This window comes from Candidatus Rokuibacteriota bacterium (assembly GCA_016188005.1).
GTDB lineage: Bacteria > Methylomirabilota > Methylomirabilia > Rokubacteriales > CSP1-6 > UBA12499.
This window is the reverse complement of record JACPIQ010000077.1, coordinates 1-8,504: the sequence shown is the minus strand read 5'-3', so window position 1 is coordinate 8,504 and position 8,504 is coordinate 1. Positions and strand designations below refer to the sequence as shown.

The window sequence follows — 8,504 nt, the reverse complement described above, 5'->3', positions numbered from 1 at the left end:
GCCGAAGGAGGACGACGACAACGCGTTGTCGGACTCTCACGAGCGTCGCGCTGGCCGCGGCGATCCTGGCCGGCGCGCCGGCGTCCACGCTGGCCCAGAGCACCACCGAGAAGCCGAGCACGGCCGAGCGACTGGAGCAGACGGCCGACAAGGCCGGTAGCAAGTTCAAGAGCATGGCCCGAGAGGGCAAGACGAAGGTCACCGATTCCTGGGTGACCTCCAAGACGAAGATCGCGCTCTTCGCCGACGAGCGGGTCAAGGGGCGTCAGATCAGCGCCGAGACCAAGGGTGGAACGGTCATGCTGCGAGGCAAGGTCGATTCGGAGGAGGCCAAGGCGGCGGCATCCGAGATCACGAAGCGCGTGGAGCACGTCCAGGGCGTGCGCAACGAGCTCCAGGTCGTGCCCCCGGCGGACCGCCCGAAGGTCGATACCGACGGCAAGGCGATCACGAGCATGGTCAAGCAGCGGTTGAGGGCGGACCGCCAGCTCAAGAGCGCGAAGATCGACGCGCGCGTCGACTCCGGCATCGTGACGCTGACGGGCGAGGTGAAGAGCCTCGCGCTGAGTTCGCGGGCATCGGAGGTTCTGAGCGACGTGCCGGGCGTCCGAGCCGTGAGGAACGATCTCAGCTACGGGCCGCGGAGCAGCAGCCTTGTCCCGTCGGGAGGGAAGTAGATGACCCGACCGCCCGCAGGCGGCACGCTGGGCCGTAGCGTCCCCCGCGCGCCGCAACAGGCTGTGGCGGTCGGCTTGAGCGAGGCGAGGCGAGCGGGCGAGGGCTGGTTCGTCGCCCGCTGCGCGGGGATGGCGCCGAGGGCGGGATGCGGGCGATGGCTCTCCAGGTCCTCGCGGAGTGGCGGCTGGCGGGGAGCTCCTCGTCGTTCGGTGTCGCTGCTGCTGCCGCTGCGCAAGCGCGCGCCGCACGCGGTGGCCGACCGACCGGCCAGCGCCGCTGTTACGCGCTCACGGCGTAGAAGCTTCCGAGGATCGTGCCGTAGAAGACGTGCGCGACGAGCGTCAGCAACGGCGTGCGCTGCCCATAGTTCAGCGCCATGAAACCGGGAGGCTCGAGCGCGCGCGTGGGTTCCGGGCCGCGGTGCTCGCTCGCCATCCGCGGGTGGAGCCCGGGTAGCAACGGCATCACTGCCACCAGCACGGCGAGGCCGTGCACGAGGCCGATTCCGGCTCCGAGCCACCACGTGGCCCGGCCCCAGCTCTCGAATGCGAAGGCGTAGATGAACGCGAAGCCCCAGCCGTTGAGCAGGTGAATCACGAAGCCCAACAGCGGAGCACGGTCTCGGTTCGGCGTCATCATCGTGCCGAGCATGAACGGGATGCTCATCCGGGAGAGACCGAGGCCCTGAGCTGCCGCCATGACAGTCGTCAAGACGATGGTCGCGACGAATCCCCAGAGCAGTACCGCGGGGACGTTCATCCCGCGGCTCCAGGGTCGCTGGAGCGGACGCGGGCCGGCTGCTCACGACGCTGCTGCTTTGCAATGCCGAGCGCCAAGGCCGCGTCGATCAGCCCGACGTGGGTGAAGGCTTGGGGGAAATTGCCGAGCTGTGCCCCTGTGGCCGGGTCGATCTCCTCGCCGAAGAGGCCGACGTCGTTCGCGAGCGAGCAGAGGCGGGCCAGTGCCGACGCGGCGCCGTCGAGGTCGCTCTGCAAACACCGGCAGGTGATCCCCCAGAAGCTGGCGATGCCGAAGGCGCCTTCCCCCGGTGGGAGGCCGTCCTCGACGAGATAGCGATACAGGAGCCCGTTGACGCCGAGCCGCTCGTGGACGCGTTCGCACGTCTCGATCATCCGGGGCGCCGTCGGTTCCGCGTACCGGTATCTCGCGAGCAGCAGCAGGCTCGCGTCGAGATCGTCGCCGTCGAACACGCTCACGTAGCTGCGCAGCGTTCGGTTGTAGCCTCGCGCCTCGATGGCCGCGCGGATGGCGTCCCGCTGCGGAGCAAACGTGCTGATCGGCGCCTTGAGATGCCCGGCCTCGCTGAGGCGGATCAACCGGTCGAGGGCCACCCAGCACATGGCCTTCGAGTACGTGTGGTGGCGGCGACCACCGCGTACCTCCCAGATGCCCTCGTCCGGTTCGCGCCACCGCCGGCAGACTGTGTGGCCCAGCCCAACAAGCAGGCGCGCGGTCGTGCGGTCGAGGCGGCCGCCGCGTCGAACGAACTCGAACACCGCGTCGGCGACTTCGCCGTAGACGTCGAGCTGCAGCTGGTCGGCTGCTCCATTGCCGACGCGTACCGGTCGCGACTCGGCGTAGCCCTCGAGATGGTCCAGCTCGCGCTCCGGCAGATGTGTGTCGCCATGGACATCGTAGAGGATGTTGAGCTCGGGCCACGTGAGTCGCGTCGAGTGGAGCATCCACGCGAGGAAGGCGCGAGCCTCGTCGTCGTAGCCGAGGTCCATGAGCGCTCGCATGGTGAGGGACGCATCGCGCAACCAGCAGTAGCGGTAGTCCCAATTGCGAACGCCGCCGATGCGCTCGGGCAAGGACGTGGTCGGTGCCGCGATCACGGCGCCGGACGGGGCGTAGGACATCAGCTTGAGCGTCAGCATGCTGCGGACGACGGCGTCACGGTGCACTCCATCGTACCGGCAGCGTGAGGCCCAGCCGTGCCACCACTGGATAGTCTGCGCGAGCCGGTGCTCGGCCGCCTCGCCCAAGAGCGGAAGGACCGCGGGCTCGCGGTGCGCGTACGCGAGCGATATGAAGCGGCGCTCGCCCCGCCGGAGTCTGACACGGCCGCGGAGGCCCGGCTGACTGGGAGCGCGTTCGAGCGGGATGTCGCTCCGGAGCACCAGCGCCTCGGCGCCATACTGGAAGCAGTAGCCGAGGGGGCCACGATCGTCGAGCGCAGGGATGAGCGCGCCGTAGTGCGGCCGAGGGTCGCATTGAATCTGCAGGTCGACCTCTCCGTCCACGCCCTCGAGCATGCGCAGGACCTCATGCTCCGGCGCGAGCTGGCGCCGCTTCTCCTCCTCGGACGCCACGGGCATGAGGTCCACCAGGCGCGCCGTTCCACCGTCGGTGGCGAGCGTCGTCTCCAGGACGTTGGTCCGCTCGAGGTACCGCCGGCGAGTGGTGAATGATGCGGCCGGGTGGACCGCAAACGAGCCGCCGCGACGCCGGTCAAGCAGTGCGCCGAACAGCGACGGCCCATCGAACCGCGGAAGGCACAGCCAGTCGACAGAGCCGTTCCGCGAGATCAGCGCCGCCGAGCGGCAGTCGCCGATGATGGCATAGTCAGCGAGCGGCGGATATGACGAATGACGATCCGCCATGATCCTTTCGTCGCCTCAGGCCGCCCACGGTTGCGGCTGACAGTGGGCGTCGACATTGTGGATCTGCTCCGGCGACGTCCCCATCCGTCGTCTCCTCGATGGCCTCAGCGCCGCGGTTGAGGCCCACTGCCGCGCGCACGAGCCCCTCCTTCAGGTAGAAGCCCAGGAATCTGCGGCTCCCGAGCGACCCGCGAAAGACGAGGCGGTCCCAACGGGCCGCGAAGCCGACGTACTCGATGACGTGCTCGTACTGGTCGGACCAGAAGGAATGGAGATAGTCGTAGGGCCGCTCCGCGCCGAGCATCGACCGGGCCGCGGCGCGTCCCTGTTGCTGCCCGTTGTTCCAGTGCTCCACGCGCAGGCGGCCGAAGATCGGGTGGAGGTGGCTGGTCACGTCCCCCGCGGCGTAGACATCGGGCAGCGAGGTCCGGCACCGCTCGTCCACGAGCACACCGTTGTCGACGGCGGCCCCGGCCGCCGCCAGCAGCTCGCTGTTGGGCGTGATCCCGATCCCGGCCACCACCAGGTCGCATTCGAACAGCCGCCCCTTCGTGGTGCGCACGCGCTCGACCCGGCCGGAGCCTTCAAAGGCAGTGACGGAGTCCTCCAGCGCCAGCTCCGCACCCTTCTCGCGATGGATGTCCGCGAGCACCCCCCCGACCTCTTCGCCGAGGACGCGGGCCAGCGGCACCCGGTAGCCCTCGATCGCCACGACCTCCACGCCGAGCTGGCGCAGCGAAGCCGTCACCTCCGAGCCGATGAAGCCGAGCCCGACCACGACGGCGCGACACGCAGGCCGGGCGGCTGCGCGGATCCGCTCGCAGTCCTCGACGGTGCGCAGCTGCAGGACGCCCTCGAGGTCGGCGCCGGGCACGGGCGGCGTTCGGTTGCGCCCGCCGGTGGCCACCAGCAGCCGGTCGTAGGCAACCTGCTTGCCGCCCTCGAGCGTCACGAGCTTCCGGCCGGCGTCGATGGCAGCCGCGCGTACGCCGAGCCTCAGCTCGATGTCCTGCGCGGCGTAGTAGTCCACGGGTTTGACGAGCGCGTCCTCGAACGCCTCCTGGCCGCGCAGGTACCCCTTGGACAGCGGCGGGCGATTGTAAGGCGGCCGGGACTCCGCGCCGATCAGCCGCACCTGGCCGTCAAAGCCCTCCTCCCGCAGCGTCGCAGCCGCGGTCGCCCCGGCCAGGGCGGCGCCGATGATCACGATGCGCTGTCGGCTCATTCAGCTGAGTTCACGAGATCCCCGGATCTGAAGGATCTCCTCGCGAGCACGGCGAGACCCTGGGCCTCGCCCGCACTCCGGCCGACGGCCGTCATAGTACCCGGGTGCTTCGGCCCGTGACGAGATGCACCACGAGGAAGATCACCCCGATCAGGAACAGTATCCAGGCGATCTGGGTGGCCACGGCAGCGATCCCGAAGAGGCCCAGAGCCCCGGCGATCAATCCGACCACGAGAAACACCAGCGCGTAGTACAGCATGGTTTCCTCCTGTCTTTTGCCGTGTCGAGATATGGCGCCGCCGTGCAGGGGTCCTCAGCGCCCGCTGGACGCGCTCGCTGCAGTCACGCCCGTGCTTCCGGTGTCGGCGCGCTGGCCGCTCATCTTGGGTTGACCGACAGCTCGTTCTTCACGGCATGGACGCCCGGCACCTGACGGACCAGCTCCGAGGCGCGCGCGCTGGTCGTGATGTCCCGGACATCGCCGGTCAGCGTGACCATGCCCTTGTCGGTCCGAGCCGAGATCTTGGCCGACTTGAGGGCCGCGTCCTTCTTCAGGCGCTCCTCGACGCGCGTATTGATGTCCTTGTCGCTCGTGTCCACCGCCTTGCGGGCGCCGGGCGACACGACCTGCAGATCGTTCTTCACGGTCTTGACGCCTTCGATGCCCTTGGCAACTTCGGTCGCAGCGCTCTTGGCTTCCTGGGAATCCACCTTGCCGCGGAGGGCGACGACGCCCTTGCTGGTCTCCACCTTGATCTGGGTGCCCTTGACACGGTCGTCGCCGAACAGGGCGATCTTGGTCTTCGCGGTTACCCAGGAATCGCTCACGCCCCGGTTACCCAGGAATCGCTCACGCCCGTCTTGGCCTGCTGCATCGTGCTCGAGCCCTTCTGCTCGGCGGCCTGTGCAGGCGTCGCGACGGATGCCACTGCGGTCACCAGGGCGGCCGCGGTGATGACGATATGCCTCATGCCCATGTGTCGCCTCCGTATCCGTGATGGGTGTGAATGTTGTCTCTGCTCCCGGGCTGCCCCTGCTACCCGCAGGAGCCGCAATGGGTGTGCCACCCGCCGGATTCCAGGCTGGGAGAGCGGAACCTCCCGAAAAGGCGGCGGAATCGCTTGACATCGGGGAGCGCCGGACGCTCGCTCGACTGCGTCCCCGGCCCCGTAAAGCTTACCCACGGCCTGTAAGTTTGACCTGATCCGCCGAGGCACAGGGGAACCACCAGCCGGTCCGCAGGTTCCGGCGGCGGCTCTGCGCCTCGGCCACAGGGCAGGCGGCGGAGGATCGAGATCGCGGCTTGAATGAGCAGCCAGTGGGCGCGGGAGTGGCCCGCCTTGGTGATCGGCCCGCGGCGCTGGGTCTCGCCGGAGCTGTACTCGCGGGGCACGAGGCCGAGGGAGGCTTCGATCTCACGCGTGGGGCGGAAGCGCCTGGCGTCGTCGATGGCGGCGAGGAAGGGGCCGCGGTGACGGGGCCGATGCCACTGGCTCAATCCAGCCACGCGATCCGGTATCGGTCACGGGTCTGACTCAGGAACTCGTTCAGCTCCGTGATGGTCAGGGCCGGCAGGCTCGGGTGGCGCGCCGAGATCTTGCGAAGAAAATCGAAGTGGTACCGGACAAACACCGCGAAGTCCCGAGGGAAGGACGCTTCGTCGACGCCGATGAAGTCTCCGCGTTTCCGGGCCCGCGGGAACAGCGCGCGCCATCGAGCGATCGGCACCAGCCCGATGGAGTCGACGCCGTGCGAGAAGAGCGTGAGGAGCAGCTCGTCAAACGCGGGTGCCCGGCCAAGATAGCGCTCGAGCGCCTGGAGCGAGCCCTCGGTGTTGAAGACCATCCAGAACGGGACGGAGCGGGTACGGATCGTCCAGTAGGGTTCCATCAGGATGAAGGAATCGACAACGAGACGATTGTCCGCGACGCCGAGCCGCTGATACCACCACCGGTACAGGTCGGCCACCATCGGACTCACATCCTCCGGCTGCTCGAACATGACACGCCGGACGCGGTGGCCATGGCGCCGCGCGAAGCGCTCCACATCCTCTCGAAGCGACGGCGCGAAGCCCCACTCGGCCTCGGGGCTCGTGCCCTCGGCCGCCGGCGGTTCCCATCGCATCCTGGGAGACCGGTGGCGCCGCAGGTAGGCTTCGACGCGGTCTCCGCCGCGCATCATCTCGTCGACCGTGGCGCCGCCGAGCGCTCCGAACTGGAAGACGTGCCGATCGCCACGGCGCGTCGTCGGCCACTGGAGCCCGCATTCCATCACGATGATGGTCCCGCCCGGCGCGAGACACTCGCGGAGGAAGCCCTCATAGGCCGCGCCCAGGGTTCGCCGCTTGAACCGGAAGTAGCTCATGCGCTGGACCATCAGCCGGTCCTGCACGGGATCGTGCATGTGATGGAGCTCGAGATCGGGGTTCCTTTGCAGCACGGTCTCGGCATGGGGCTCCGCCCATCGCATCTCTTCAGCGGGCTCGTCCGGAGGGATACCCGATCGCGCGACCGGCACCAGGAACGTCTGCGGCAGCCACGGGACGCCGAGCGCGGCCCACAGATGGACCGCGGCGCCGTTGGACGATCCGATGACGACGGCCGGATACTGTCGTCGCGGATACAAGCTCGCCATCCAGGTCGAGACCTCGTCGCCGCTCACGGCCGCGAGCCTCCGCGGCGACACCGCCTCCATCCAGCCGCTCCAGATGTAGACCTGCTCCTGGAGTGGCGTGGGCAAGCGGTTGACCGCCGACGCGACCAGCTTCATGAGCGGCGCTCTCGATCGGGGCATCGCGCCGAGCAGCGGAAGGTCCTCGCCCCGCAGGTACGCGGCGAGCGCGCGAAGCATCCCGGTGGCGGAATCGAAATCGGCGAGGTAATCGACGTATTCGGACATCACCCGCTCACAGGTGCAGGAACGGGCGCATGGCGGCGACGAATTGCTTGGGCGCGGTGTAGTTGATCGTGTGTCCGAGGCCGGGGAGCACCCGTAGCTCCGCCCTCGGTAATCGGCGGACAACCTCTTCCGCCCACTGCTGGGGAACGATCGGATCCTTCCCGCCCCGCACCACGAGAGTCGGGGCGGAGATTCGGGGCAGCTTGTCTTCGATGCGATCCTCTATCGCCATCCGTATGGTCGCGCGGATCCTCCGCAGCCCCGCCTTCACGTAGTCAACGACGGTGATCCAGCCCAGCCCCGGCCCTTCCGACGACGAATTCCGGATGAGACGGGCGAGCTGTTGGCGCACCGTTCGTGCCTTCGGATCGACGGTCGGCCCTTGAAAGACCAACCGGTCCACCCGATGGGCGTGCCGCAGGGCGAACTCCGCTAGGACCTGGCAGCCGAAGGAGTTGGCGACGAGATGCGCAGACCGGAACCGCATGGCGTCCATCCAGGCCGCCAGCGCATCCGCGAGCTCGCTCAAGCCGAGCATCGCCCGGGGCTTGACGCTGTCGCCGTAGCCGGGAAGATCGATCGCGTAGACGGGGCACAGCGGGGCGAGCTCGAGAGCGGTCGGCACCATGTAGCGACTCGAGATGACCATCCCGTGGACGAGCACCACGGGATTGCCCGAAACGGGGTCTCCGCCGACCCGAGCGTGCATCGCTCCGGCGGCGGTATCCGTCCACACACGCTCGAGCTCCATCGCGGTTCCCCGAATCCTGGCGCCCGCACCTCGCCCGCGACTGACCGACCACAGGCCTCTTTGTGCGGGGCAATGATGCGCCGCGGGCCACGGCGCGGTCAATGCCTCGAGCGCCCTCACGTCGAACATGCGGCGAGCGCTGCTCACCGAGGACGAGCTGATGAGCGCCGGCCGCTAACGCGCTGCGGGGCGCGGCGCCGGAGGCGGTAGCCGACCACCCCGGCCAGCGCGCCGAGGGCCACCACGAGCAATAGCGCGCTGACCCAGCCAAGCGACTCGACCGCCGCGGCCCCCTGGACGCCCAGCACCCAGCCGAGCCCCACGAAGA

General features: G+C 68.8%; 11 protein-coding genes. 1 reads left to right on the top strand and 10 read right to left on the bottom strand.

Annotated elements, in window-relative coordinates:
* The coding region (locus HYV93_15545; GenBank protein ID MBI2527387.1) for a BON domain-containing protein at positions 1–677 on the top strand (677 nt) is incomplete at its 5' end.
* A gap of 280 nt (positions 678–957) precedes the next feature.
* On the opposite strand, the gene HYV93_15540 is transcribed toward HYV93_15545, so the two are convergent.
* The 10 genes from HYV93_15540 to HYV93_15495 all read right to left on the bottom strand — a co-directional run.
* Positions 958–1,437 (bottom strand): hypothetical protein, encoded by a 480-nt coding sequence (locus tag HYV93_15540; GenBank protein ID MBI2527386.1) that lies wholly within the window; start codon positions 1,435–1,437, stop codon positions 958–960.
* Positions 1,434–3,302 (bottom strand): glycoside hydrolase family 15 protein, encoded by a 1,869-nt coding sequence (locus HYV93_15535; GenBank protein MBI2527385.1) that lies wholly within the window; start codon positions 3,300–3,302, stop codon positions 1,434–1,436. Before HYV93_15535 ends, HYV93_15540 begins: the two co-directional genes overlap by 4 nt.
* Complete coding sequence (locus HYV93_15530; GenBank protein ID MBI2527384.1) at positions 3,265–4,527, bottom strand: FAD-dependent oxidoreductase; 1,263 nt, start codon at positions 4,525–4,527, stop codon at positions 3,265–3,267. Before HYV93_15530 ends, HYV93_15535 begins: the two co-directional genes overlap by 38 nt.
* A 91-nt stretch (positions 4,528–4,618) precedes the next feature.
* On the bottom strand, positions 4,619–4,786 hold the full coding sequence (locus tag HYV93_15525) for a DUF1328 domain-containing protein (GenBank protein ID MBI2527383.1): 168 nt from the start codon (positions 4,784–4,786) through the stop codon (positions 4,619–4,621).
* A gap of 119 nt (positions 4,787–4,905) precedes the next feature.
* Entirely contained in the window at positions 4,906–5,355 is a 450-nt protein-coding gene (locus HYV93_15520) for a BON domain-containing protein (protein MBI2527382.1), read from the bottom strand.
* Positions 5,352–5,504, bottom strand: a complete 153-nt coding sequence (locus HYV93_15515; protein ID MBI2527381.1) for a hypothetical protein — start codon at positions 5,502–5,504, stop codon at positions 5,352–5,354. The genes HYV93_15520 and HYV93_15515 overlap by 4 nt, the downstream gene beginning before the upstream one ends.
* A 59-nt stretch (positions 5,505–5,563) precedes the next feature.
* Entirely contained in the window at positions 5,564–6,034 is a 471-nt protein-coding gene (locus HYV93_15510) for an IS110 family transposase (protein ID MBI2527380.1), read from the bottom strand.
* Positions 6,022–7,425 (bottom strand): hypothetical protein, encoded by a 1,404-nt coding sequence (locus tag HYV93_15505; protein ID MBI2527379.1) that lies wholly within the window; start codon positions 7,423–7,425, stop codon positions 6,022–6,024. Before HYV93_15505 ends, HYV93_15510 begins: the two co-directional genes overlap by 13 nt.
* 7 nt (positions 7,426–7,432) lie before the next feature.
* Complete coding sequence (locus HYV93_15500; GenBank protein ID MBI2527378.1) at positions 7,433–8,305, bottom strand: alpha/beta hydrolase; 873 nt, start codon at positions 8,303–8,305, stop codon at positions 7,433–7,435.
* Between the two features lie 14 nt (positions 8,306–8,319).
* On the bottom strand, positions 8,320–8,504 hold a 185-nt coding region (locus HYV93_15495), incomplete at its 5' end, for a hypothetical protein (protein ID MBI2527377.1).